General features: G+C 66.0%; 25 protein-coding genes. 9 read left to right on the top strand and 16 right to left on the bottom strand.

Annotated elements, in window-relative coordinates; translation table 11 throughout:
- The first annotated feature begins 23 nt into the window (after positions 1-23).
- Positions 24-1,298: an ISL3 family transposase gene (locus tag APAU_RS02850; RefSeq protein WP_006300052.1), complete on the top strand. Its 1,275-nt coding sequence runs from the start codon at positions 24-26 to the stop codon at positions 1,296-1,298.
- On the opposite strand, the gene APAU_RS02845 is transcribed toward APAU_RS02850, so the two are convergent.
- The 10 genes from APAU_RS02845 to APAU_RS02810 form a co-directional block, all read right to left on the bottom strand.
- Entirely contained in the window at positions 1,246-2,196 is a 951-nt protein-coding gene (locus APAU_RS02845; RefSeq protein ID WP_232207751.1) for an IS5 family transposase, read from the bottom strand. The two genes, APAU_RS02850 and APAU_RS02845, sit on opposite strands and share 53 nt — an antisense overlap.
- 386 nt (positions 2,197-2,582) lie before the next feature.
- A complete protein-coding gene (locus tag APAU_RS12890; RefSeq protein ID WP_006300163.1) occupies positions 2,583-3,332 on the bottom strand; it encodes a DUF3944 domain-containing protein in 750 nt (249 codons plus the stop codon).
- Between the two features lie 686 nt (positions 3,333-4,018).
- Positions 4,019-4,180 carry a hypothetical protein gene (locus tag APAU_RS13235; protein ID WP_006300162.1) on the bottom strand — a complete coding sequence of 54 codons (162 nt, stop codon included), beginning with the start codon at positions 4,178-4,180 and terminating at the stop codon, positions 4,019-4,021.
- 128 nt (positions 4,181-4,308) lie between these two features.
- On the bottom strand, positions 4,309-4,659 hold the full coding sequence (locus APAU_RS02840) for a YkvA family protein (protein ID WP_198004029.1): 351 nt from the start codon (positions 4,657-4,659) through the stop codon (positions 4,309-4,311).
- 230 nt (positions 4,660-4,889) lie between these two features.
- The gene (locus APAU_RS02835) at positions 4,890-5,924 is read right to left on the bottom strand and encodes an IS5 family transposase (protein ID WP_006299687.1); all 1,035 of its coding nucleotides are present in this window, start codon (positions 5,922-5,924) and stop codon (positions 4,890-4,892) included.
- Positions 5,925-6,117: 193 nt separating this feature from the next.
- Positions 6,118-6,492, bottom strand: coding sequence for a helix-turn-helix domain-containing protein (locus tag APAU_RS14875; protein WP_006300160.1), 375 nt, complete (start codon positions 6,490-6,492; stop codon positions 6,118-6,120).
- Between the two features lie 150 nt (positions 6,493-6,642).
- The gene (locus APAU_RS02825) at positions 6,643-7,917 is read right to left on the bottom strand and encodes a Glu/Leu/Phe/Val family dehydrogenase (protein ID WP_006300159.1); all 1,275 of its coding nucleotides are present in this window, start codon (positions 7,915-7,917) and stop codon (positions 6,643-6,645) included.
- Between the two features lie 184 nt (positions 7,918-8,101).
- Positions 8,102-8,284 carry a hypothetical protein gene (locus APAU_RS02820; protein WP_006300158.1) on the bottom strand — a complete coding sequence of 61 codons (183 nt, stop codon included), beginning with the start codon at positions 8,282-8,284 and terminating at the stop codon, positions 8,102-8,104.
- Between the two features lie 142 nt (positions 8,285-8,426).
- Entirely contained in the window at positions 8,427-9,353 is a 927-nt protein-coding gene (locus APAU_RS02815) for an RluA family pseudouridine synthase (protein WP_006300156.1), read from the bottom strand.
- Positions 9,354-9,356: 3 nt separating this feature from the next.
- Complete coding sequence (locus APAU_RS02810) at positions 9,357-10,382, bottom strand: 3'-5' exoribonuclease YhaM family protein (RefSeq protein ID WP_006300155.1); 1,026 nt, start codon at positions 10,380-10,382, stop codon at positions 9,357-9,359.
- Between the two features lie 166 nt (positions 10,383-10,548).
- On the opposite strand from APAU_RS02810, the gene APAU_RS02805 reads away from it, so the two are divergent.
- The 8 genes from APAU_RS02805 (at position 10,549) to APAU_RS02770 (ending at position 20,176) form a co-directional block, all read left to right on the top strand.
- Positions 10,549-11,718 carry a PAS domain-containing protein gene (locus APAU_RS02805; RefSeq protein WP_006300154.1) on the top strand — a complete coding sequence of 390 codons (1,170 nt, stop codon included), beginning with the start codon at positions 10,549-10,551 and terminating at the stop codon, positions 11,716-11,718.
- A 90-nt stretch (positions 11,719-11,808) separates the two neighbouring features.
- Positions 11,809-13,017: an aminotransferase-like domain-containing protein gene (locus APAU_RS02800; RefSeq protein ID WP_006300153.1), complete on the top strand. Its 1,209-nt coding sequence runs from the start codon at positions 11,809-11,811 to the stop codon at positions 13,015-13,017.
- A gap of 129 nt (positions 13,018-13,146) precedes the next feature.
- Entirely contained in the window at positions 13,147-14,361 is a 1,215-nt protein-coding gene (locus tag APAU_RS02795) for an aminotransferase-like domain-containing protein (RefSeq protein WP_006300152.1), read from the top strand.
- Positions 14,358-15,776, top strand: a complete 1,419-nt coding sequence (gene mnmE, locus APAU_RS02790; RefSeq protein WP_006300151.1) for a tRNA uridine-5-carboxymethylaminomethyl(34) synthesis GTPase MnmE — start codon at positions 14,358-14,360, stop codon at positions 15,774-15,776. Before APAU_RS02795 ends, mnmE begins: the two co-directional genes overlap by 4 nt.
- A gap of 128 nt (positions 15,777-15,904) precedes the next feature.
- Positions 15,905-16,573 carry a DUF5752 family protein gene (locus APAU_RS02785; protein WP_006300150.1) on the top strand — a complete coding sequence of 223 codons (669 nt, stop codon included), beginning with the start codon at positions 15,905-15,907 and terminating at the stop codon, positions 16,571-16,573.
- Positions 16,570-17,817, top strand: a complete 1,248-nt coding sequence (locus tag APAU_RS02780; RefSeq protein ID WP_006300149.1) for a glycosyltransferase — start codon at positions 16,570-16,572, stop codon at positions 17,815-17,817. Before APAU_RS02785 ends, APAU_RS02780 begins: the two co-directional genes overlap by 4 nt.
- Complete coding sequence (otsB, locus tag APAU_RS02775; RefSeq protein ID WP_006300148.1) at positions 17,814-18,605, top strand: trehalose-phosphatase; 792 nt, start codon at positions 17,814-17,816, stop codon at positions 18,603-18,605. Before APAU_RS02780 ends, otsB begins: the two co-directional genes overlap by 4 nt.
- On the top strand, positions 18,605-20,176 hold the full coding sequence (locus APAU_RS02770) for an alpha,alpha-trehalose-phosphate synthase (UDP-forming) (RefSeq protein WP_156789412.1): 1,572 nt from the start codon (positions 18,605-18,607) through the stop codon (positions 20,174-20,176). The genes otsB and APAU_RS02770 overlap by 1 nt, the downstream gene beginning before the upstream one ends.
- 1 nt (position 20,177) lies before the next feature.
- Here APAU_RS02770 and proS read toward each other — a convergent pair whose 3' ends face one another.
- From proS to APAU_RS02740, 6 genes are all read right to left on the bottom strand, one after another.
- Positions 20,178-21,617: a proline--tRNA ligase gene (gene proS / locus APAU_RS02765; RefSeq protein ID WP_040345474.1), complete on the bottom strand. Its 1,440-nt coding sequence runs from the start codon at positions 21,615-21,617 to the stop codon at positions 20,178-20,180.
- Positions 21,618-21,736: 119 nt separating this feature from the next.
- Positions 21,737-22,432 (bottom strand): radical SAM protein, encoded by a 696-nt coding sequence (locus APAU_RS02760; protein WP_006300145.1) that lies wholly within the window; start codon positions 22,430-22,432, stop codon positions 21,737-21,739.
- A 35-nt stretch (positions 22,433-22,467) separates the two neighbouring features.
- Positions 22,468-22,965, bottom strand: a complete 498-nt coding sequence (locus APAU_RS02755; protein WP_006300144.1) for an Lrp/AsnC family transcriptional regulator — start codon at positions 22,963-22,965, stop codon at positions 22,468-22,470.
- Between the two features lie 131 nt (positions 22,966-23,096).
- Entirely contained in the window at positions 23,097-23,840 is a 744-nt protein-coding gene (locus tag APAU_RS02750; protein WP_006300143.1) for an SPL family radical SAM protein, read from the bottom strand.
- Between the two features lie 86 nt (positions 23,841-23,926).
- Complete coding sequence (locus APAU_RS02745) at positions 23,927-24,517, bottom strand: GNAT family N-acetyltransferase (RefSeq protein WP_006300142.1); 591 nt, start codon at positions 24,515-24,517, stop codon at positions 23,927-23,929.
- Positions 24,514-25,263 (bottom strand): SAM-dependent methyltransferase, encoded by a 750-nt coding sequence (locus APAU_RS02740; RefSeq protein ID WP_006300141.1) that lies wholly within the window; start codon positions 25,261-25,263, stop codon positions 24,514-24,516. Before APAU_RS02740 ends, APAU_RS02745 begins: the two co-directional genes overlap by 4 nt.
- Positions 25,264-25,373 lie beyond the last annotated feature (110 nt).

Below are 25,373 nucleotides of genomic sequence, written 5' to 3'. Positions count from 1 at the left end.
TTCTCTCACAGGAGGACGGATTCATGCGCAAGGCGCGAAAGAGCAGCGGCAAGGAAGTGACGGACTTGAACCAGCTCTTCCTGGGTTTTCTGGGCCTGGAAGAGCCCTGGTTCATCCAGTCCATCGAATGGGATCCCCTGGAGGGACGGGTGGACCTGCACGTCTCCTTCCGGGAGGGCACCCGATTCCCCTGCCCGAAGTGCGGGGGTTCCCATCCGGTTCATGACTGCCTGGAGCGCACCTGGCGCCACCTGAACCTCTTCCAGCACAAGACCTACCTTCACGCCCGGGTCCCCCGAACGGAGTGTCCGGAACATGGAGTCCACCAGATCGCCGTCCCCTGGGGAGAGGAACGGAGCGGCTTCACCCTGCTCTTCGAAGCCTTCGTGATGGAACTGGCCCCCCTTCTTCCCGTGAAGGAGATCTCCCGCGTCCTGGGGGAGACGGACACCCGACTCTGGCGGATCATCCGCCGGCACGTGGACCGCTTCTTGGCCACCCAGGATCTTACGGGGCTGCGCAGGGTCGGGGTGGACGAAACCTCCTACCGCAGGGGGCACAGGTATGTCACCGCCTTCGTGGACCTGGACCGGGGACACGCCATCTGGGTCACGGAGGGGAAGGGCAAGGCCGTCCTGGCGCGGTTTGCGGCCTACCTGACCTCACGAGGTGTCGCCCCCTCCGTCATCACCGACTTCACCCTGGACATGTCCGAGGCCTTCATCCAGGGGATCGGGGAGAACTTTCCCCAGGCCCGCCTGACCTTCGACAAATTCCACGTCATCAAAATGATGAACGAAGCGGTGGACCAGGTCCGCCGAGAGGAACGCCGGGGTGCCGAGGAACTGACGGGAAGCCGCTACCTCTGGCTTTACAACCCCGAAAGTCTCTCGCCCAAGCAGCAAGCAGCCCTCACCGCCCTGCTTGCCTCAAAGAACACCCGCAAGACCCAAAGGGCCTACGCCCTGAAGCTCCTCCTGCAGGAGTTCTACGAGAAGGTCCCGCGCTGGGGGACCGTGTGGCTGAAACGCTGGTACTGGCGAGCCAGCCACAGCCGCCTGGAACCGGTCAAGAAGCTGGCCCGAACCATCAAGAATCACTGGGAGGGGGTCCTGAATCACATCCGAACCGGGATCGACAACGGCATCCTGGAGGGACGCAACAGCCTCTTCAAGGCCGCCTCGGCGAAAGCCCGAGGCTACCGCACCTCCACCTATGCGGCTCTGAGCTATTTACTGGTCAACGCTAAGATGCAACTGCGGTTTCCTGGGCCCCGGGAAGCAGCCCATACGGGATGATGAGGAACCAGATGTGTTCCACCCGGCTGCGGGTTCGAGATCGGGTGCGGTTGCCCTGTTTCTCCCATCCGGTCAGGGGGTGCCCCGAGGTCCCCTTCCTCTGGATGTGCTCCCGGTACCCCTCCTGGCGCAGGTACTCCAGGTGGGAAGCGGAACGATAAGCCGAGTCTGCCCAGACGTCTTTGCTGGTGTTCCCGAGATCCAGTAGTTCCTTGAAAACCTGGCTGTCGTGCACCGAGGCGGGGGTGACGGCATAGCGCCGGATGAGTTTGCAGGAGACGTCCGCCTCGATGTGGTTCTTGTACCCGAAGGTGCTCTTGCCGTTCTTCACGGTCCATCTCGCTTCGGTGTCCTTCTGGCGAACCTTGGTTTCGCTCCATTCCTGGGGCGGGTTGCCTTCCCGGATCTGTCGGTTCTCCTCCCGGCTGTTCCTCTGGATGGGGACGCTGACAAGAGAGGCATCCACGATCTGTCCCTTCCGGGCCTCCAGCCCCATCTGGCGAAGGGCTTCATCGAACCGGGCGAAGAGGAATTCCACCAGACCCGCCTGGGTCAGCTGTTCCCGAAACAGCCACAGCGTCTTGGCATCGGGGACCCGGTCCTCCAGGGAAAGACCGCAGAAGCGCTGAAAGGAGAGACGATCCCGGATCTGGTATTCCATGGCGTCATCCGACAGGTTGTACAAAGACCCAAGCACCAGAATCTTGAACATCAGCAGGGGGTCGAAGGGCTTGCGACCCGCAGGGGAGCCGGTGGTACGCAGACTCTCCCGGAAGGCCCGAAGGGGTTCCTCGAAGATGCGCCAGTCCACCGTCTCCGCAAGGGTCACCAAGGGATCCTTGCCCTTGTCCAGTCGTTGGTAGGCCATCTCTTCGAAGAACAATTTCCCCTGGCGCATCCTCTCAAACCGCCTCTCCTGGTGGGCTTTGGTGCTGCTTCTCCCGGGAGATTTCCCGGTTGGTTCAGTGTACTACCCTTGATGTGGTTCCTTCAGCAGCAGAAGGATGGATTTTTAGAGGTTCCCTCCAGTCGTTGGTAGGCCATCTCTTCGAAGAACAACTTCCCCTGTCGCATCCTCTCAAACCACCCCTCCTGATGGGTCTTCGGTCCTTCTTCTCCCGGGGAGACTCCCCGGGAGGCTCGCTGTACTACCCTTGATGAGGTTTCTTCATCCTCCAAAGGGCGGATTATTAGAGGCGCCCTGAAGACAGCTTCTACGTCCAAGAAGCAACCCATACTGGATGATGAGCGACCGAAAGATACACCCTTTCCAGTTCTATCTTCCTATAGCAGATCAACCCCTTCGTTTTTCATTTTGACATATTGCCTCAATGTCGCGACCTCGATAACCAAAGGAATCGTGACCCTATATGCTGGCCCCGCAATATCTACCAAGGCCCAAATAGCCGTAATGATCCAGCCAACAGGCCCAGCAAACAGAGAAACTGCCCTTGAGAGCGCCGCGTTTAGCGCAAAAGAAAGGCCCCTGCCGGCTATCGCTCTCATCAAAGCATTTGCAATAACAAGTATCACTTGGTACGACTTAAACCCGCCAGCCCTGATTATTCCCTGAATTAACGCTATTAATACTTCTTTTGGGGCATGGGCATAGTCCCGGAAACCGAATGACTTAGCGGCTTCCGCCAAATCCTCATCTGTCATTTTTTCCATAGCATCACATAGCACCTTTTCGAACATACAGAATTCTATGCGTTCGGTTGATGCATTCTTATTATAATTTACCTTTAATTTGTCACAAACATCAGTTAATACCTCCCTGTACACAACACCCTTTCCGCCACGTAAAACCGTACAGATTGTATTTGCCCCAAAACGCTGAATCTCTCCCGCAATCTCCCGCCAGTATTGACAATGATCCGGATTGAACATTTTAAACTCTTCCGAAGAAGTGAGGCTTTCTGTCCATCTTTTGGTGTTATCTTTGTCATACACGATGCAACGAAAAATATCCTCCAATTCCGCAGAACTCAGTTTCCCCAGAAACTCCAGATCCGGATCATCTATATATGGCACAATTTTACCCCCTCAAATAGTATAGATTGGCCTTTGATTCAATTGTTTCGATAGGGCACCTCTAGTAATCCGTTCTTTAGCGGAAGATGGAACGCAATCCGGGGTAGTACACTGAACCAACTGAGAGCCGCTCGTGGCTCCACCGAAGCCCCACCAGGAAAGGCGGTTGGAGAGGATGCACCAGGGAAATCTGGTTTTTGAAGCGATGGCCAACCAGCGACCGGACAAGGCCCCCTGGTGCCCCCTTCGGAGAAGATGGTACTGGCGTGTTTTCAAAGAACCTCTTCGTGCCTTCCGAGGGGGCCTACGGGCCACCGACTCCCCCGTAGGTCGCAAGCCGACCTCCCTGTTGATGTCCATGATCCTGTTGCTTCAATCCTTGTAGAACCTCTCTGACGACGCCATGGAATACCAGGCCCTCCGACCACCTCTCCTTCCAGCGCTACTTCGGCCTTTCCCCGGAGGACCGGGTTCCCGACACCAAGACACTGTAGCTGCTTCGAGAACGGTTGCCCCGAGTGGGTCCTGGGGAACTCCCCTTCGCCCGGTTCGTCGAAGCCCTACGCAATCTGCGCCTACACCCTCCAGGGCTTCACGGCCAAGCAACTACGTCAAGAAGGGGCAGAGGGCCAAGCCTTGGGTTGTATTTTACCTAAATTAAGAACACCCCGCAACAGGATACGCTCTTAGTTGGTCATCATCGAGAGAACCAGGAGAACCGCCGCGATCCCTCCAAGCACGAGGAGGATCTTGGGATTCTTGAAGGCACCCATAAGCCCCGCGACCACCACACAGAAAAGCACAAGACCGCCAAGAAGGCTCGTTTCGAAGACGCCCGCCAAGTTCATGCTGTCTCCCTCCTCGCTCCATTGGGACCGCGTTCCCATGGGCCTTGATACCCCGCCGCAAACCCCTCTCCAATGACGAGGATTCAAGGGGGCACCTTTCGGTGCCCCTTCTCAGGAGCGTTTGCGTATCAACCCAACCACTCCCGAACCGTAGTCTCCGCCTGGTGGCGATGCTCCTCCTTCACGTGCATCGCCACCACCCCCAGGCAAACCCCCAGCAGGGCCAGGTCGTCCGTGTATCCCACGAAGGGCACCAGATCCGGCAAAGCGTCGAAGGGAAAGACGAAATACCCCAGGGTTCCCAGGATGAGCCCTCTGGCCCGGGCAGGAGTGTCCGGGTCCTTCAGGGCATAGAAAAGCGTCAGCGCCTCCACAAGCCCCTTTCGACCCAGGATTCGCGCCACGCGCCAAACCTTCTCCCCAAAGGCTTCGTCGTCGTAATGGCGTCCGTATTCATACACCTGATCCATCTGAACCATCCTCCGTTCCCCCTTTCTGGTCTCCTCAAAACCGCCTTTATCGCCAGGGTAACGCATCGGAGCGACAGGATAAGTCGGCTTCCTCGGCCTCTCAAGGGAACCTCTACAAAACCCGTTTTTCGAACCGCTTTTGCGTGCAACAGACGGGGTGCACCCCCATGTAGGCTCTGCTGGGGCTCGGCTCTCCCCCTGGAGGGCTTTTCCCAGGGATCAGGGGCCACTCTTGCCCCTCAGGCCCATACGTAGACCTGCGTCACCAAGTAGGTGAAGCGCTGGAGGTTGTAGATCAGGTTGCGAAGGCCGATGCGGGCCTTTGCTCGGGCCAGGCCGATGCTGCGCAGCAGAAGGGTCCCCGCCTGCTGTTTCTGGGCCGCAAAGATGTGTTCCACCCGGCTGCGGGTTCGAGATCGGGTGCGGTTGCCCTGTTTCTCCCATCCGGTCAGGGGGTGCCCCGAGGTCCCCTTCCTCTGGATGTGCTCCCGGTACCCCTCCTGGCGCAGGTACTCCAGGTGGGAAGCGGAACGGTAGGCCGCATCTGCCCAGACGTCTTTGCTGGTGTTCCCGGGATCCAGCAATTCCTTGAAAACCTGGCTGTCGTGCACCGAGGCGGGGGTGACGGCATAACGCCGAATGAGTTTGCAGGAGACGTCCGCCTCGATGTGGTTCTTGTACCCGAAGGTGCTCTTGCCGTTCTTCACAGTCCATCTCGCTTCGGTGTCCTTCTGGCGAGACTTGGCTTCGCTCCATTCCTGGGGTGGGTTGCCTTCCCGAATCTGTCGGTTCTCCTCCCGGCTGTTTCTCTGGATGGGGACGCTGACCAGGGAGGCATCCACGATCTGTCCCTTCCGGGCCTCCAACCCCATCTGGCGAAGGGCTTCATCGAACCGGGCGAAGAGGAGTTCCACCAGACCCGCTTGGGTCAACTGTTCCCGAAACAGCCACAGCGTCTTGGCGTCGGGGACCCGGTCCTCCAGGGAAAGATCGCAGAAGCGCTGGAAGGAGAGGCGGTCTCGAATCTGGTATTCCATGGCGTCGTCCGACAGGTTGTACAAGGACTGGAGCACCAGGATCTTGAACATCAACAGGGGGTCGAAGGGTTTGCGACCCGCAGGGGAGTCGGTGGTCCGCAGGCTCTCCCGGAAGGCCCGAAGGGGTTCTTCGAAAATACGCCAGTCCACCGTCTCCGCAAGGGTCACCAAGGGATCCTTACCCTTGTCCAGTCGCTGATAGGCCATCTCTTCGAAGAACAGTTTCCCCTGGCGCATCTTCTCAGGACCACCTCTCCTGGTGGGCTTCGGTGTTTCTTCTCCCGGGAGACTCCCGATTGGTTCAGTGTACTACCCTTGATGGGGCTCCTTCAGTCGCAGATGGTCGGATTTCTAGAGGCGCCCTCAAGGAAAACCACCAAGCCCCCCCTTGCCCGCAACCCTCCGGAGCCGATCACGGGACTCTTCATCGTCACTCCTTGTCCTTGGGCTCCTCTCCAAGGGGGAACAGTTCTCCGATCCGATCCCGTACAAAACTCGCCGTCAACAGACCACTGGCCCAAAGAGCCACAGGAGCTATACCCGAGATCGCTAACACCCCTCCAATCAAGAGAAGCCGCTTGAGTCGGGATGGTTCTGCCCCGGGGACCTGGAGGGACTGGCACAAGGCCCCAAGATAGAACAGGTTTTTGCCCATCGGCCGAGAACGCCCCGTCTCCCACCGGCTCAGGGCCACGTTGGTCACCCCCAGGCACTTTGCAAACTCCTCCTGGGTGCACCCCAGCTTTTCCCGCAAACGTCGGATGTCCTCGGGGGTCCATTCGCCCTTTGAGTTGAACCGCTCCATAACCCTCACCCCCCAAGCAAGAATACTACTAGTAGTATTGATGTCAACTCCTTGCCACAAAAAAGGCCCCTCCCGCGGGGTGCGCGGGAGGGGCAAAAAAAGGCAGCCCCCCGGAGGGGGCCGCCGGATGGTTCGTTTTGCGGCGGAAGCCTAGAGGAACACGCCCCGCATCTTGACGGCGTCGGCGACCCGCTTGATGGCCACGAGGAACGCAGCGCGGCGCATGGTCACCTTGTGCTCCTTGGCGTAGTTCCACACCCGCCAGAAGTTGTCCGCCATGAGGGTGAGGAGCTTCTGGTTGTACTCCTCCTCGGACCAGAAGAAGCCGCCCAGGTCCTGGACCCACTCGAAGTAGGAGCCCACCACGCCGCCGGAGTTGGCGAGGAAGTCGGGCACCACGAGGATGTCCTTGGGCAGAGCCGCGTCGCCCTCGGGGGTGATGGGGCCGTTGGCGCCCTCGACGATGAACTTGGCCTGGATCTTGGCGCCGTTCTTGCCGTTGATGGCCCCTTCCAGGGCGCAGGGGCAGAGGACGTCGGCGGCGAGGTAGAGGATGTCCTCGCCGGCCATCTTCTGGAGACCCGGCTGGGCGTAGCCGTCCAGCAGGTGCTTCGGGTGGTTGGTGACGTACTCGAAGGCCTTCTGGATGTCCAGTCCGTCGGGGCAGTAGTAGCCGCCGGTGATGTCGCTGATGGCCACCACCTTGGCCCCCATCTCCACGAGGGTGAGGGCGCAGTAGGTGCCCACGTTGCCGAAGCCCTGGACGATGGCGCTGGAGCCCTTCACGTCCTTGCCCGCGGCCTTCAGGAGTTCGCGCACGCAGGTGGCGACGCCCCGGCCGGTGGCCTGGGTGCGGCCCTTGGAGCCCCACAGAGAGATGGGCTTGCCGGTGAAGATGGCGGGCTCGAGGCGGCCGCGCATCTTGCTGATGGTGTCCATGAGCCACACCATCTCCTGGCCGCCGGTGTTCACGTCGGGAGCGGGGACGTCGGTCCAGGCGCCCACCAGGGGCTCGATGCGGGCGGCGAAGGTGCGGGTGATCCGCTCCTTCTCCGCGGGGGACAGCTCCAGGGGGTTGCAGGCCACGCCGCCCTTGCCGCCGCCGTAGGGGATCCCGGCGAGGGAGCACTTCCAGGCCATGAGACCCGCCAGCGCCTCGCACTCCTCCATGGTCACGTCGGGGTGGAAACGGAGGCCGCCCTTGGCGGGGCCGAGGGCGGTGGAGTACTGCACCCGATAGCCGTCGAACACCTTGACGGTGCCGTCGTCCATGGTGACGGGGATGGAAACGCAGAGCTTCCGCTCCGCCCGGCTCAGAATCTCGACGAGCCCTTCCTCAAGACCCATCTCCTCCGCTGCGGAGTAGAAGTTCTTGAGCGCTGTGTCGAGCAACACGTTGCTGGAAGTCCTCTTCGTAACCGCCATTACGAATCCCTCCTCTGCATTTTGCCCACACGGTGGGCGTAAAAAAAGACACACTACGTGTGGGGTTTTTGTGAATAGACCTCACAAACCCCACATTTGTGTATTCTATGGCATCCGCCACAGGGCGTAAAGGCTCATGGCTGTTTGATTTTTCGGAAAACGCGGCGAAACTGGGGTTTCCTCCCTAGACGCACCCGTGGGGGAGGATCGCCGAGTCCGCCTCCACCCGGGCGGTCCACAGGAAGCCCCGCACCTCCAGGCGCACCCGATCCTCCTCGAAGCGCATCCATCGGGGAACCCAGAGGCGCACCTCCCCGTCCTCCAGACAGAGGTGTTCATCCTCCCGCGCCGGTCGGCCGCCCTGCACCAGGGCGACGGTCCGGGCGGCTCAGCCCGTGCCCACCTGCTCCGCCAACAGGGTGCCCTCGAGATGCTTCTCCTCCATCCATTTCCGGGCTTTCTCGCTCATTTCCAGACGCAACATGGGACCCCCTCCTTTCGTTATACCCTCACAGGGTATAACGAATCCCCCGCCTCCGCAAGACCCCCGCCATGTCTTCGGGGAGGGGGGCGGTGAAACCTCGACCCGCCAGGTCCTCCAGGGCGGGGTCCTCGGGCAGGACCACCTCCCGGGCGTGCAGCAGGGGACGGGGCGCGGCGGAAGCCGGGACGGGGGGGGCGTACTTTCGGTCCCCCAGAATGGGGAATCCGGAAAAAGCCAGGTGCGCCCGAGCCTGGTGGGGACGTCCCGTCACCAGGTCCAGCTCCAGGAGGGAGGCCTCTCCGTCGGTCCCCAGGAGGCGGTAGCGGGTGAGGGCCTGGTCCCCCCGAGGGTCCTCCACCACCCGGTTCTCCTCCTCCAGTTTGCGCAGGGACCGGGTGATCTCCCCCGTGGCGGGGGGCACCCCTGCCACCAGGGCCCAGTAGGTCTTGCGCAGCCGCCTCCGGCGCAGGAGGTCCGCCAGCAGCCGCAGCAGGGGAGCGGTCAGGGGCAGGAGGACCACCCCGGAGGTGTTCCGGTCCAGCCGGTGCGCCGCGGCGGGACGGAAGCTCCCCTCTCCGACCCCTTCCAGCTCCCAGACCCGGGTCACCAGGCTGTCCCCTCCGGGCCGATCCGGTTGGGTGAGCCACCCCGCGGGCTTGTCCGCCACCAGGAGGTTCCGGCCCCGGAAGAGGACCCAGGGCGGGTCGTCGCGCCCCTCGGGGGCGGGGGTCACGAGGGGAACGCCCCATCGGGGAGCCTCGGCCCAGGGGACCCGGAGCACCTGCCCCGCCTCCGCCCGCTCGTCGCAGGAGACCTTCCGCCCCTCCAGGCGCACCAGGCCGATGCGCAGGGCCTTCATGCGGGCCCCCAGGGGCACGTCGGGCCATCCCTCCTTGAGGATCCGGTCGATGCGGCGGCCCGCCTGGTCTGCCCCCAGCCGGTGCTCCTCCACGGGCTAGCCCTCCGAGGGCTCCGAAAGGACGGGGCCCCGCCAGAAGCGCCGCTGCGCCGCGGCGTGGTAGGGGGAGATGACCTGATCCTCCGGGGCGTCCCGAAAGGAGTCCATCCAGCAGAAGAGCCGAAAGTCCAGCTCGTCCGCCGCGGAGACCACCAGGGCCTCGGGGGTGGCGGGGACCACGGGGGAACCGTACTCCCGCTGGCCGTGGTGGCTCAGGAGGATGTGGGCCAGGGCCAGGGCCTTGTCCTCGGGAAAGGAGTGCTCCCGCACCAGGTCCATGAAGCGGGCGTACCCCAGGGCCACGTGGTCCACCACCGCCCCGGGAAGGGTCACCTCGGGCACGGGGTTCATGGCGTAGGCTTCCACCTTGCCCAGGTCGTGGAGAAGTCCCCCCGCCACCACCAGGTCCCGGTCCAGGGGCATGAGGCCCCGGTAGTGGTCCCCCAGGGCCGCGGCGGCCTCGGTGACCGCCAGGGTGTGCTCCAGGAGGCCGTGGGCGTAGGCGTGGTGGTTCGCCACCGCGGCGGGGTAGGTCCGAAACCGTTCCCACAGGTCTCCGCGGAAGACGAGGCGCAGGAACCCCTGCACCGGCTCCCCGCAGGAGGCCACCAGGGCCTCGAAGCGCCCCTCCAGCTCCTCCAGGGGGAAGGGGGAACGGGGAACATAGTTGCTGGGGGGGTAGACCTTCGGGGAGAGGAGGGAGAGGGCGGTGAAGGTGGTCTGCCCGGTCCCTCGAAACTCCGTCACCTTCCCCACCACCCCCAGGGTCTTCCCCTGAAAGTGCGGGGCCTTCTCCGGTTCCAGCTTCAGGGGCTGCTCCGGGTCGACCCGATCCCACCAGCCCGCGTCGGACCAGACCCGTCCCTCCAGGGATCCCTCCTGGTCCATGACGGTGACGTCCCAGTAGGGACGGCCGTTTTTGTCGCTTTTCACCAGAATCCGGCTGGCCACGTAGATCCCCTTGAAGACTTCTCCGGGGCGAAGGCGCCGGACCTCCTGGGTGCTCAACAGACGTTCGCTCATTTCCTCCCGCATCCTTTCCCACTGACATCGGGAGGATCATACCCCATCTCCTCCTCCCGGAGGCCCGGGTCCGGAGGTGGCTCCCCTTGTTGCTGCCACTGCAACAATACGTTAAGCTGTGAAGGCTTGGAAAAGGATGAGACCACTGGACCCGGGAGGTGCTTGGGTGACCGTCCATCGCGGAGGTTCGTTTCTCGTCTGGCTGGGGACTCCCCCCCTGGTGTCCCTGCCCATCCTCATCCTCCTGGTCTCAAGCGGGGTCCGGGGGGAGGGAACGACCCTGGGGCTTCCCCTGTGGACAGGGATCTTCATGGGCTATGCGGCCCTGACGGGAGGCTACATCGGTCTGGCCTGGAAGGAAGACCCTCTGGGGCTGGCCGCGGCGGAGCTGTTGGCCCAGGGGCTTTTGGTGACCACCCTCTCCCTGGCCCTGGGGACCCCGGGGCTGTTCTCCTGGACCGGGGTGGCCCTGCTCTGCATGGGCATGATCCTGGCGCTCCACGGAGCGGTGCAGCCCCCGGCCGCTCCTCCCCACTTGGCGACCCCTTCCCCGTCTCCGTCCTCCCCCCCCCTGGCCGCGGAGCGGGAGATCCCCCTGGACGACCTGGTCCCCCAGATCCCCCTTCCCTCCCTGCTGGTGGGCGAGGGGGGGCTGGTGGCGGCGATCAACCGGGAGCTGGCGGCCCTGCTGGGCAAGCCCCCGGAGGAGATCGTGGGGACCCCCGCCTCGGACCTCTTCCCGCCGGAGGCGCACCAGGTCTCCCTGGGGGAGACCACCTGGTTTCTCTTCCCCCGCACCACCCCTCGGGGGACCCTGATGATCCTGAGCCCCCAGCCGGAGATGGAAGCCCCCGCCTCCGGGACGGGGGATAGCTACCTGGACTCGGAGACGGGGCTGTACACGGAGGCCCACTCCCGCAGGCGGGGGGAGGAGGAGATCGAGCGGGCCCGGCGCTACCGGCGGTGGCTGGCGGTGGTGCTGCTGAAGCTGGAGTACGAGAGCCTGGTGGAAGGCCCCCTGCCCCCGAAGGAGCAGAAGGACGCCTACGGCAAGTTCGTCCAGGTGGTCTTCAAGACCATCCGCACCTGCGACATGGCCTTCCGCATGAGGGACGACTGCGTCCTCCTCTTCCTCCCCGAAACCCCCTCCTCCGGCGCCCGGACCCTCTACAACCGGGTGAGGGCGGGGGTGTCGAAGATCCTGGACGAGGCCGCCCTCACCCCCTTCCGCCTCGCCGTGGCGGCGGGGTTCGCCTTCTACGGGGGCAACGGCACCACGGAATACGGCAAGCTGCTGGAGGAAGTCTACTCGAATCTGGCCCGCAACGAGGACTGATCGCGGCGCCCCGCTCCGTCGCCTTTTCACGAATTGTACGTTAAACGTGTGGGGTATAATGATCCCATTCCAGCCCTAGGAGGGATCGCTGTGAGCCGTGTAGCCTGGGATTCCCATCTGTCCGACGTGGCGAAGAACCTTCGCCCCTCCCCCATCCGAGAGCTCCTCAAGCTGACCAAGAAGCCGGGGATGATCTCCTTCGCCGGCGGGAACCCCGACCCGGCCATCTTCCCGGTGGCGGAGTTCTCCGAAGCCACCCGGATCCTCTCCGAGCGGGGACGGGAGGTCCTCCAGTACGGCCCCACGGAGGGCTTCGAGCCCCTGAAGCAGTTCCTCTCCCGGTGGATGGCCCCCCGCATGGGCCGAGCCACGGCGCCGGAGGAGATGCTCATCACCTCCGGGTCCCAGCAGGGCATGGACCTGCTGTGCAGCGTCCTGGTGAACCCCGGGGACAGCATCCTGGTGGAGGATCCCACGTACCCCGGGGCCCTGCACACCATGCGCAACCGGGGGGCCCGGTTCGTCACGGTCCCCTGCGACGCCGAGGGCATGAGGGTGGACCTGCTTCCGGGCATCCTGGACCGGGCCGCGGCGGAGGGACACCGGGTCAAGTTCGTCTACGCCATCGTCAACTTCCAGAACCCCTCCGGCGCCACCCTGAGCGCCCCGCGCCGCAAGGCCCTGCTGGAGCTGGCGAAGGAGCGGGACCTGATCCTCTTCGAGGACGACCCCTACGGACACCTGCGGTACGACGGCGTCTCGGACCCCACCATCTTCTCCCAGGACGACGAGGGCCGGGTGGTGTACGCCTGCAGCTTCTCCAAGATCCTGGCCCCGGGCTCCCGGGTGGCCTGGATGGTGGGGGACCCGGAGCTGATCCGGCGCATGGTGATGATGAAGCAGGGCAACGACCTGTGCACCAGCGTGGTGGCCCAGGCCCTGGTGTACGAGTACTGCAACCTGGGACACCTGGAGGGCTTCCTCCCCAAGATCCTGAAGCACTACAGCGTGAAGCGGGACGGCATGGCGGAGGCCTTCCGCAAGCATCTGCCCGCGGAGGCGGAGTACCACATCCCCGCAGGGGGCTTCTTCTTCTGGATGCGCCTGCCGGGAGTGGACACCAAGGAGCTGTTCCTCAAGGCGGTGGACCGGGGGGTGGCCTTCGTCACCGGCCCGTCCTTCTTCGCCAACGGCGGCGGGGAGGACTGCCTGCGCCTGTGCTTCTCCTTCGCCCAGCCCGAGGAGCTGGAGGAGGGAGCGGTGAGGCTGGCCGAGGCCATCCGCGACCTGAAGAGTTAGGGTTTTTCTTCGGCAAAGGGCAAAAACCTTCGTTCGCCTTTTCGTGGGGGGGAAATCCCCCCACTTTTTTATGCTATTCTGGACAAGAAGGCCCCCGAAGGGGACCCAGTCCGTAAGGAGGGATGCGCTTTGAGCGGCTTCTTCGACAAGCTGTACAGCCATACCGTGGCGGGGTTGCGGCCTTCCCCCATCCGGGAGATGTTCCACCTCATCCGCAAGCCCGGGATCATCTCCTTCGCCGGGGGGATGCCGGACCCGGAGATCTTCCCGGTGGACCTGTTCTACGAGGCCGCGGGGATCCTGAAGACCCAGGGACGGGACGTGCTCCAGTACGGCACCACCGAGGGCTACCCTCCCCTGAAGGAGTTCCTCCGCACCTGGACGGCCCCCCGCATGGGGCGCACGGTGGAGGACGAAGAGATCCTCATCACCGCGGGCTCCTCCCAGGTGTCGGACCTCCTCTGCTGGTCCCTCGTCGACCCGGGCGACCTGATCCTCATCGAGGACCCCTCCTTCCTGGGGGTGTTCCTGAACATGCACAACCACGGGGCGGACTTCCTCACGGTGCCCTGCGACGCCGACGGCATGATGGTGGACCGGATCCCGGAGCTGGTGGAGTCCGCCCAGCGCCAGGGCCGGAAGGTGAAGCTCTGCTACACCATCGCCAACTTCCACAACCCCCTGGGGTGCACCCTTTCCCTACAGCGGCGCAAGAAGCTCCTGGAGTACGCCCACCGCTACGGCTTCGCGGTGCTGGAGGACGACCCCTACGGCTACGTGCGCTTCGACGGGGAACACCTCCCCACCCTCTTCTCCCTGGACGACCAGGGGGTGGTGGTGTACGGCGGTTCCTTCTCCAAGATCCTGGCCCCGGGAACCCGGGTGGGCTGGTGCGCCGGGAACCGGGAGATCATCCGCAAGATGGCCGTCTTCAAGCAGGGGGTGGACGTGTGCGCCAGCCTGGTGGCCCAGGCCCTGGTGTACGAGTACTGCCGTCTGGGGCACCTGGACGGCTTCCTGCCCCGGATCGTGGACCACTACCGGAAGAAGAGGGACGCCATGGAGGCGGCCATGAGGCGCCACCTGCCCCTGGAGGAGGTCTCCTGGGTGAAGCCCCAGGGAGGCTTCTTCTGCTGGGCCCAGACGAAGAGCCTGGACGCGGACACCCTGTTCCTGAAGGCGGTGGAGAAGAAGGTGGCCTTCGTGCCCGGCAAGGCCTTCTACCCCAAGCAGGACGGGGGACAGAACGCCCTGCGCCTCTGCTTCACCTTCGCCTCGGCGGAACAGACCGAGGAGGGCATGAGTCGCCTGGGACAGGCCATGAGGGAGATGCTCCCGGGTTGACGGACCGGAGCTTCCGGGGCGGGGACGGGGAAACTCCCGCCCCCGCCCTTTCGTCCGGGGACGTGATCGCCGCCCTCGCCACCCCCTGGGGGGAGGGCGGCATCGCGGTGCTGCGTCTCTCCGGGGACGGGTGCACCGCCCTGCTGGACCGGGCCTTTCGGGGCCGGGTCCCTCTGTCCCGGACGGAACCCTGGCGGATGCGCCACGGACACGTGATCGACCCGGAGGGGGAGATCCTGGACGAGGTGCTGGCGGTGCGCTTCGCCGCCCCGAAAAGCTACACCGGCGAGGAAAGCGGGGAGCTGCACTGCCACGGGGGAGCCCTGCCCGCCCAGGCGTGCCTGGACCTGCTGCTCTCCCTGGGAGCCCGCCTGGCCCAACCCGGAGAGTTCACCCGCCGAGCCTTCGCCAACGGACGGCTGGACCTCTCCCAGGCGGAGGCGGTGCTCTCGGTGATCCGTTCCCGAAGCCGGGAAGCCCTGACGGCGGCGGGCCGGGCCCTTCAGGGACGCACCGGGGAGGCCTTCCGGGATCTCCTGGGACGGGCCACGGACCTGGCGGCCCACCTGGAGGCCCTGTTGGACTTCCCGGAGGAGGAAATCCCCCCCCTGGAGGAGGGGGACCTGCGGGCGGGGCTGCGGTCCCTGAAGGGCCGGACGGAAGATCTGCGGCAGCGTTGTCTGGGAGGGATGCTGCTTCGGGAGGGCATCCGGGTGGGGCTGGTGGGACGTCCCAACGTGGGGAAGTCCTCCCTGCTCAACGCCCTGCTTCAGGAGGCCCGGGCCATCGTCACCCCCTTGCCGGGCACCACCCGAGACCTGGTGGAGGCGGTGACCACCCACCGGGGGGTTCCCCTGCGCCTGGTGGACACCGCGGGCATCCGCTCCTCCGCCGACCCCCTGGAAGCTCTGGGGATCCAACGGGCCCGCAGAACCCTGGAGGAGGCGGACCTGCGGGTCTGGGTGGTGGACGCGGGAGAACCCCTGACGGAGGAGGACCGGGAACTGGCGGCGTCCCTCCGGGGGAAGACCCTGCTGGTGGCCCGCAACAAGACGGACCTCCCCGAGGCGGTGTCGGAGGCGGCCCTGAAAGCCCTCGTCCCGGGGTGTGCGGTGTGCTCCGTCTCCGCCCTGGAGGGGGTGGGTCTGGAGGCCCTGAAGGACCGGATGGTGGAGGTTCTGGGGGGATCGGGAACCCTGGAGGGAGCCCTGAGCATCACCCGGCGGCAGATGGAGGCCCTGGACCGGACCGGAGAGGCCCTCCAGACGGCCGCTTCCGCCCTGGAGGCTTCGGAATGGGACGCCGCCGCGGCCTGCCTGGGGGAGGCCCGGAGCGCCCTGGCGGGCCTCACGGGGCAGGACCCGGGGGAAGACCTGCTGGATCGGGTGTTCGGAGAGTTCTGCATCGGCAAGTAACCCCCCAGGCCGGGACTCCTTCGTCATGTTATACTGATAACCCGACGCCCCTTTCCACCCTCACCGTTTCGGCGCCCCGTCCCCGTCCGCCCGCAGCAACCACGGCCACTGACGAAGGAGGGATGTCCATGACCCCGAACACCTGCCCCTTCGAGCCCTTTCGCCTGCGCAACTGCGCCCTGGTGGTGCAGAGCGCGGGGCACCGGGCCCAGACCCTCAAGGAACTCCGGGACGGGCTGATCCAGGTCCCCCCCAGCTCCCTGCACTACCACTTCTGGGGCCAGCTCCTGCGCCCGCGACCGGACCCGGACCACTACAACGACTTCGCCGCCTGGGTCGCCCGGGACGTGGGAGACCCGGAGACGGCGGAACGCCTGGATGCCCTGAACCCCTCCCTCTTCCCGAATCTGGAGTCCCTGCGGGAGGCCCTCCTGACGGTGCTGGAGGAACGCCTCTCCCGGGGAGACTTCCTCAGTTGGGCCAAGAGCCGCAGCGACTTCTTCTTCGTCAAGGCCCAGATGCTGGTGTTCGATACGGGACTGGAGGCGGAGACCCCGGAGGAGCTGGGGGACCAGCTCTCCCTCTCCCCCAGCGGGTGCGTGTTCTACCACTTCGTGGACGCCCTGCGCCGCACCCCCGACGGGCGGGACGACTTCACCTTCTGGCTCTCGGGCTTCGGGATCCCCGAAGACAGGCTGCGCCCCCTGACGCTGCTGGACCCGTACCTCTTCTCCCTGCGGGAGCTTCGGGACCGGCTGGCCACGTACATCCGCGACCTGGGGAGGGATCGGTCATGAACGGCCTTCTGGAACGGTACGAACCCCATGCGGGCTCCGAGGAGATCTCCCTCCTCCGGCAGATGGCGAAGCCCCTGGAGGGGAAGACCCTGGTGCACGTCAACTCCACCCGGGTGGGGGGAGGGGTGGCGGAGATCCTCCAGCGCCTGGTGCCCCTCCAGCAGGAGCTGGGCATCCGCTCCTCCTGGGAGGTCATCGAGGGGGACGAGGGGTTCTTCCAGGCCACCAAGACCTTCCACAACACCCTCCAGGGCATGCCCTCCCCCTTCACGGAGTCCATGAGGGAGGCCTACGAGGACGCCAACCGGCGCAACGCGGAGCGCCTGCGGGACCTTCTGGAGGGGGCGGACTACGTCTTCATCCACGATCCCCAGCCCGCCATGCTCCACTCCCTGTGCCCGAACCGGCGGGGCAAATGGATCTGGCGCTGCCACATCGACGTGAGCAACCCCGTGCCGGGGGTGTGGCGGTACGTGCGCCATTGGGTGAAGGGATACGACGCCAGCATCTTCTCCCTTCCGGACTTCGCCCAACCCCTCCCCCATACCCAATACCTGATCCCCCCCTGCATCGATCCCATCAGCGAAAAGAACCTGCCCCTGGAGGAGCGGGAGATCGGCCGTCTTCTGGCACCCTTCGACCTGGACCCGGACCTGCCCCTGATCCTCCAGGTTTCCCGTTTCGACCGGTTCAAGGACCCCATCGGGGTCATCCGGGCCTGCGAGCGAGCCGCCCTCACCGACCCCCTCCAACTGGTGCTGGCGGGGGGGAGCGCCGACGACGACCCGGAGGGAGCCCTGGTGCTGGAGGAGGTGCGGGCCGCCGCCCGGGACCTGCCCTTCGTGAAGCTCCTGGTGCTGCCCCCGGACGCCCACCGCACCATCAACGCCCTCCAGCGGGCGGCGACGGTGGTGTTCCAGAAGTCCCTCCGGGAGGGCTTCGGCCTCACGGTGGCGGAGGCCCTGTGGAAGGAACGCCCGGTGATCGGGGGCGACGTGGGAGGGATCCGCCTCCAGGTCCTGGACGGGCGCACGGGCTACCGGGTCCGCACCCCCGAGGGGGCGGCGCTGCGCCTCCTGGACCTGCTGCACCACCCGGAGGAGCGAAACGCCATGGGGGCGGCGGGGCGGGAGCACGTGCGGGAGCACTTCCTCATGACCCGACTCCTGCGCAACCACCTGGCCCTCCTCCTGAGCCTGGAGGCCGGGGACGCGGAACGCCTGGAGGTGTACGCGGGTCCATGATCCCCGTCCTGGGCCCCCTCTGGACTCGCTTGAACCGGTCTTCCGGGGCCCTGCTGATGCTGGATTTCGACGGAACCCTGGCGCCCTTTCGGGAAAGCCGACTGCAAACCCGCCCCTATCCGGGGATCCCGATCCTGCTGGAGACCCTGGGACGGGAGAGCCGGACCCGAGTGGTGCTGGTGACGGGAAGGCCCGCCAAGTCCCTCCAGAACCTCCTGCGCCTGCACCCTTCCCCCGAAATCTGGGGGTCCCACGGGGCGGAGCGCCTCCGCCCCGACGGGACCTACCAGGAGCCGGACCTGGACTCGGCAAGGAAAGAAGGGCTCCGAAGGGCCCACTGGAGCGCCCTTCTGGGGCTGCCGCCCCACAAGGTGGAGCGCAAGCCCGTCTCCGTGGCGGCCCACTGGCGGGGCATCCCCCAGGGGGAACGGGGCCGGATCCGCAAGGCCCTTCAGGCCCGCTGGACCACCGTGGCGGAGCGGTACAACCTCCAGCTTCTGCCCTTCGACGGGGGGCTGGAGATGGTGGTCCCGGGGTTCCACAAGGGACGGGCGGTGGCCCGACTCCTGGAGGAAACGGACCCGACCCATCCCGCGGCATACCTGGGGGACGACCTCACGGACGAGCGGGCCTTCGCCGCCCTGGGCACCCGGGGGCTTTCGGTGCTGGTGCGGGGCGCCTGGCGCCCCACCCGGGCCCAGGCCTGGATTCGCCCCCCCGAGGAGGTGCTGGCCTTCCTGGAGGGCTGGTGCTTCCACACCCTGCTTCGGAACAGGAGGTTCCCATGATGAACCAGCTTTCCTCGCGCCTCGTCGTGGTGTCCAATCGCCTTCCCGTGGTGTTGGAGGGCAAACCGGGACAGTGGTCCATCCGCCCCGGATCGGGAGGGCTGGTAACGGCCCTCTCTCCCATCCTCCGAAACCGGGGGGGGCTGTGGATCGGCTGGGTGGGCACCTCCGACACCATCGACATCCCGGGCATCAAGACCGTCCTGGGGCCGGCGTCGGAGGCCAGCGGCTACCGCCTCCTGCCGGTGTTCCTGTCGGAGGAGGAGGTGCGCCTCTTCTACCAGGGCTTCTCCAACGAGATCATCTGGCCCCTGTTCCACGACCTGCAGACCCGGTGCCGTTTCGAGCCGGACTACTGGCGGGCCTACGGAGAGGTGAACCGCAAGTTCGCCCGGGTGGTTCTGCGCCACGCCCGGGAAGAGGACTTCCTGTGGATCCACGACTACCACCTCATCCCCCTGGCCTCCATGCTGGAGGACTCCCCCAAGCAGCTCCGGTGCGCCTTCTTCCTCCACATTCCCTTCCCCCCGGCGGACATCTTCCTCAAGCTGCCCTGGCGGAAGGAGCTGGTGGGGGCGCTGCTGCGCTACCGGTTCCTGGCCTTTCAGACGGAGCGGGACCTGCGGCACTTCCTCCAGAGCCTCAAGGCCCTCTTCCCGGACAGCCGGGCCCACCGGGAGGGGGATCTCTTCCGCATCGACGCGGACGGGAGGACCCTCCGGGCGGGGAGCTTCCCCATCAGCATCGACTACCGGGACTTCGACACCCTGGCCCAATCCCGAGACGTGCGGCGGCGCACCCGGGAGATCCGGGAGAAGCACGGCCACCGGAAGCTCCTTCTGGGAGTGGACCGTCTGGACTACACCAAGGGCATCCTGGAGCGCCTCCAGGCCTTCCGCCGCTTCCTGGAACTCCACCCGGAGCAGAGGGGCAAGGTCACCCTGGTGCAGCTGGTGGTGCCCAGCCGCCAGGACGTGGAGGCCTACCGGAGCCTGAAGGAGGAGATCGAGAAGCTGGTGAGCCGGATCAACGGGGCCTACACGGAGATGGGGTGGGTGCCGGTGGTGTACCTCTACCAGGCCCTGGACCGCCCGGGCCTGGTGGCCCTCTACCAGGCGGCGGAGGTGGCCCTGGTGACCTCCCTGAAGGACGGCATGAACCTGGTGGCCAAGGAATTCTGCGCCTGCCACCCCGGGAGGGACGGGGTCCTGGTGCTGAGCGAGTTCGCCGGGGCGGCGGTCCAGATGGGGCGGGAGGCCCTCCTGGTGAACCCCTACGACCTGGAGGGCATGGCGGAGGCCATCCACCGGGCGGTGGAGATGTCGGAAGACGAACGGAGGCGCCGCATGGGGCGCCTCCGTGCAAGGATTCGACAGCAGGACGTGTTCTGGTGGGTGGATTCCTTCCTCCGGGCCTCCTCGGACCAGGTCCTGGAGAACTTCCCCGAGGCGGATCTGCCGCCCCTGGTCTCCCCCCGCAGCTCCTCCCCCCTTCGGGGAGGGAAGGGGTCCTCGGGAACCATCGGGAGGCGAGACGCCTGTTCCCTGTTGCGCCTCCCCCCCCACCCCTGACCTAGTAGGCCTTGGCGAAGAGGGCCCGCCGTGCCCCGGGCTTGCCGGTGTAGAAGCAGGTGCCTGTGGACTGGTCCTCCAGGGGGAAGCAGCGCACCGTGGCCCCCGTGGCTTCCTTGATAGCCTTCTCGTCCTCCCGGGTCCCGGCGAAGTAGCCCCGCAGGAAGCCCCCCTTCTCCTCCAGGGTGGAACGGAACTGGTCGAAGGAGGACACGTCGTGGGTGTGGGCGAGGCGGAACTCCAGGGCCCGCTGGTACAGGTTCTGCTGGATCTGCTCCAGGATGGCGGGCACTTCCTCCGCCAGCCGGTCCCAGGGAAGGTCGATCTTCTCCCCCGTGTCCCGGCGGACCGCCCGGACCCGGCCCTCCTGCCACTCCCGCTCCCCCAGCTCCAGGCGCAGGGGAACCCCCTTCTGCAGGTGGGAGAAGAACCGGTCTCCGGGGCGCATGTGGTACTGGGTGTCCAGGGCCACGGAGCGGCGACCCAGCCGGGCCTCCAGGGCCGTCACCAGCTCCCGCGCCTTGGGCTCCAGGTCCGAGGCGAGGCGCTCCTCGTCGGTGCTGATGGGCAGCAGGGCCACCTTGACGGGGGCCACGTGGGGCGGCAGCACCAGGCCGTCGTCGTCCGCATGGGTCATGATGAGGGCTCCGATGAGCCGGGTGGAGACCCCCCAGCTGGTGGTCCAGGCGAACTGCACCTGCCCGTCCTGATCCTGAAAGGCGATCTCGAAGGCCTTGGCGAAGTTCTGCCCCAGGAAGTGGCTCGTCCCCGCCTGAAGGGCCTTCTTGTCGCTCATCATGGCCTCGCAGGTGAAGGTGTTGTCCGCCCCGGGGAAGCGCTCCCCCTCGGACTTCTCCCCCGCCACCACCGGCAGGGCCAGCTCCTCCACCATGATGCGCCGGTACACCTCCAGCATGGTGAGGGTCTCCTCCATGGCCTCGTCCCGGGTGGCGTGGGCGGTGTGCCCCTCCTGCCACAGGAACTCGGAGGTCCGGAGGAAGAGGCGGGGGCGCTTCTCCCAGCGCATGACGCTGCACCACTGGTTGATGAGCAGGGGCAGATCCCGCCAGGACTGCACCCACTTGCTGTACATATGGCCGATCACCGTCTCGGAGGTGGGACGCACCACCAGGGGTTCCTCCAGCTCCTCCCCCCCCGCGTGGGTCACCACGGCGCACTCCGGGGCGAAGCCCTCCACGTGCTGGGCCTCCTTCTCCAGGAAGGAGTGGGGGATCAGCAGGGGGAAGTAGGCGTTCACGTGCCCCGTCTCCTTGAACCCCTCGTCGAAGTGCTTCTGGATGACCTCCCAGATGGAGTAGCCCGTAGGCCGGACCACCATGCAACCCCGGACCGGGGCGTAGTCCGCCAGTCCCGCCACTCGGATCACGTCCAGATACCACTGGGAAAAATCCTGCGCCCTGGGTGTGATGTTCTTCGCCATGCCGTTCTCCCCCATCAAGGACATTAGAATCGGAAGCGGAAACCCACGCCACCGCTTCGAGCCCATGAATTATAGCCTCCCGGGTCCCGGCACCGCAAACCGAGGACCCCGAGGGGGGGCTAGCCCTCCCCCAGAAGCGCCCTGCGGAGGTCCTCCACCCGTTCCTCCGGGATGCCCCACACCTTGCCGAACCGCTCGTCCGTGAAGGTCTCCAGGACCACCCGGGTCGGGGCCAGACGCTTCAGCATGTCCCGAAGGCGCCCCAGGGATTGCGGATCGTCGTTGACCCCCTTCATCAGGGTCACGTAGACCGCGAAGGCCCCCCCGTAGCCCTTCCGGAACCGGACCATCCGGTCCACGTACTCCTCCAGGGTCCGCCCCTCCAGGGGACGCTGCAGCTTGCGGAAGGACTCCTCCGTCACCCCCTTGATCTCCCCGGAGACCTCGTCGCACCGGGATGCCAGGGCGGCATGGGAGGGGTCTCCCAGAAGGTAGCCGTTGCTGTAGAGGCTGACCTGCGCCCCCTTCCGGTGCCCCAGGTCGATGAGATCCCCGAGGCGGTCGTTACAGAAGGACTCCCCCAGGGAGTTGAGGAACAGGACGTCCGGCCGCTCCCGGTCCATCTGCTCCGCCAGGTCCCCCAGAAAGGCCTCCGTGTCCGGGAAGGAGTACGCCCCCTCCGTCTGGGTCCCCTTCTCCGGGATGGGACAGAACACGCACTGGAACGTGCAGTACTTCCCCGGAAGGACGTTGATCTCCATCACCTTTTTCCCGTCCTCCCGGCGGTACACCTTCTTCACCCGCATGGTCCCCATGGCCGTTCCTCCTCGTCTTGTGTGGGATCGCCCCCCTACCCGCCTTCCCCGTCCGCCCCCTCCCCTTGGGGATCCGGGAAGGGCCCCAGGCAGGCCAGGGCGATCAGGTGGGAGCGCACGAAACCGTAGGCCCGAAGGTCGTCGAGAAACCGGTGAAGCTCCTCCTTGGAGGCGAAGGCCGCCTCGATGAGGAAATCCAGCTCCCCGTAGATCTCCCAGTACCGGATCACCCGGGGGCAGGCGTTCAGGAAGCGGATCAGCACGTCGTTGGGCCTTCCCGCGTAGGCCCGGTCGCCGTGGAACTTGAAGTGGACCATCACGTGCACCGTCCGCCCCAAGACGTCCGGTTCGATCTCCGCGCGGTAGCCCGCGATGAGCCCCGCCTCCTCCATCCGAAGCACCCGTTCCCGAACCGCGGGCCTCGTCATGGCCACGGCGGAGCCGATCTCCTGGAACGTCGCCCGGGCGTTGCGGCGCAGATACGCCAGGATCCTCCAATCCGTGGCGTCCAGGTCCATCCTCCTTGCCCCCATGTCCCTCCTCCGTCCCTTCAGGCCATCCTAGTCCCCTCGGAAACGCGCCTCCAGCCCGAAGGGAAAGGCCGAACCCCCACTTCCCGCACAAGGGAAACCCTTTCGCCCCCAACGCCTCCCGCCCCGGGCCTTCAGAAGAGCACCCGACACGCCACGTTCAGGCGCAGACAATCGGCCCGGATCTCCTCCCCCACCCGACGGGCATACCCCTCGGAAAGGCACTCCTCCAGCCCCAGGCTCCGGTAGACCCCCTCGCCCCCCCGGTAGTTCATGCGGTCCACCAGGACATGGTCCACCACCCCCGCCAACAGATCCATCAGCCCCTCCGCCCCGGGGAGGAGGGGGGCAATCATCCCGTAGGTCCGGATCCCCGCTCCGTGCAGCTCCCCCAGGGCCCGGATCCGCTCCCCGATGGGCGGGGCCCAAGGTTCGAAGGCCCTGCGGATCCCGTCGTCCGCCGTGGGGACGGAAAACCCCACCTCCCCGTCCCGGAACCGGCCCAGCACGTCCCGGTCCCGCAGCACCAGCCCGGAGCGGGTCTGGACCACCAGGGGCCAGCCTGCCTCCGCCAGGATCTCCAGACACTTCCGGGTGATCCCGTACCGTTCCTCCAGGGGCTGGTAGGGATCGCAGACCCCGCTGACCCAGACCCGGTCGGGCCTCTTCCGGCGCACCTCCCGGGCGAGAAGCTCCGGGGCGTTGACCTTCACGTCCACGAAGGACCCCCAGGGTTCCCGGTGACCGGTGAACCGCTTCATGAAACGGGCGTAGCAGTACGAACAGGCGTGCTGGCAGCCCACGTAGGGGTTGAGGGCATAGGGGTAGATCTTCGACGGGGACAGGATGCTCTTCCCCAGAACCTCCCGCACCACCATGGACCCTCATCCCCCTTCGTCCGTTCCCATGCGAGACGCCCCGCGCCTCCCAAAGGCCCTCCGACGTTCCCGCCCCGCCATGCCCCCTAGAGACGTTCCCCCATCGGCTCGTGCTCCCGTTCCAGCATGGCGAAGACCAGGTCGTCCACCCACGCCCCCTTGAACCACAGGCTACTCACGAAATGGGCCTCCTGGCGCATCCCCACACGGTGGAGCAGGTTGCGACAGGGCCTGTTCTCGGGATCCACGGACCCGAAGACCCGGTGCATCCCCCTTCGGACGAACAGGTACTCCAGGAGGGCCCGGAGGGCTTCCGCGGCAAGCCCCTTTCCCTGCGCTTCCGGGGCGAGGGTGATCCCGATCTCCCCCTGCCGGGGATCCTCGACGGGGCAGCGGAAACCGCAGTCTCCCACCAGCGCCCCGCCCCCGCGCTCCCGCAGCCCCAGCTGGTGCCAGACCCCCGGTGTTTCCCACTCCCTTCGCCCGGGTTCCCGGAGGAACGACGCCACCTCCTCAGGGGACCCAGGTTCCCACATCTGAAAGCGCCGGACCGAGGGGAGGGAACGGTACCGGAAGACCGCCGCCGCGTCGGCGACGTCCAGCGGATCAAGGATCAGCCTCCGGGTGTGCAGGGATACAACCAGATCAGGACCCGGGACACACGGGAAACCCTTCATCCCCGGGGCATCAGCGCGAACACGCCCCACCCCAGGTATTCCCGGGTGTAGGCGGCGTGGCGCACCGGTTCCGAGGTCAGCAGGTCTCGCACTTCCTGGGCCATCTCGTCGCCGGGATGGGCCTCCAGCCAGCGGCGCATGGTGAGCCATTTGGCCGCCTCGTATCGGTCCCAACCGTCCTGGTCCGCCAGGACCATTTCCACGACGTCGTAGCCCAGACCGCCGAAGGACGCGAGAAGCCCCGGAAGGGAGAGGAAGTCGGAGATGGATTGGGCAAGACACCCCTTGGCATCCTCCTCCGTCGGGGGTACCTGACGCCAGAAGGGCTCGCCCAGGAGCAGGATCCCCCCGGGGCGCAGGCTCCGCGACAGAAGCTCGATCGTCCCGGGGACCCCTCCGCCGATCCACGTGGCACCCACGCAGGCCGCCACGCCCACCTTGTCTTCCGAAACGAAACCTGCCGCATCGCCGTGGAGGAACGTGACCCGGTCGGCGACGCCCAGCTCCACCGCCCGGGCCACCGCCTGTTCGGTGAACAGCGGGCTCATGTCGACCCCCGTGCCCCCGATCCCGTAATCCCGGGCCCAGGTGCACAGCATCTCCCCCGAACCGCTGCCCAGGTCGAGCAGCCGGGTCCCCGCCTCCAGGCGCAGCGCCGCGCCGAGGGTGGCGAGTTTTTCGGGGGTGAAGGGGTTATGGATGCGGTGAGCGCTTTCGGTGATGTTGAAGATCCGGGGAATGTCCATGGCTGTACCCTCCTTCAGGGGCAGGCGCCCCGCTAGATGGTCCCGGGGAAGTAGACTTCTCCGCCCGGGCCATTTCGGTCCCCTCCTCCGCTCAGCGCCTCAACTACGAG

Source organism: Aminomonas paucivorans DSM 12260, assembly GCF_000165795.1.
Taxonomy (GTDB): Bacteria; Synergistota; Synergistia; order Synergistales; family Synergistaceae; genus Aminomonas; species Aminomonas paucivorans.
Note: the sequence above shows the minus strand (reverse complement) of the source record. Positions and strands in the feature narration are given on the sequence as shown.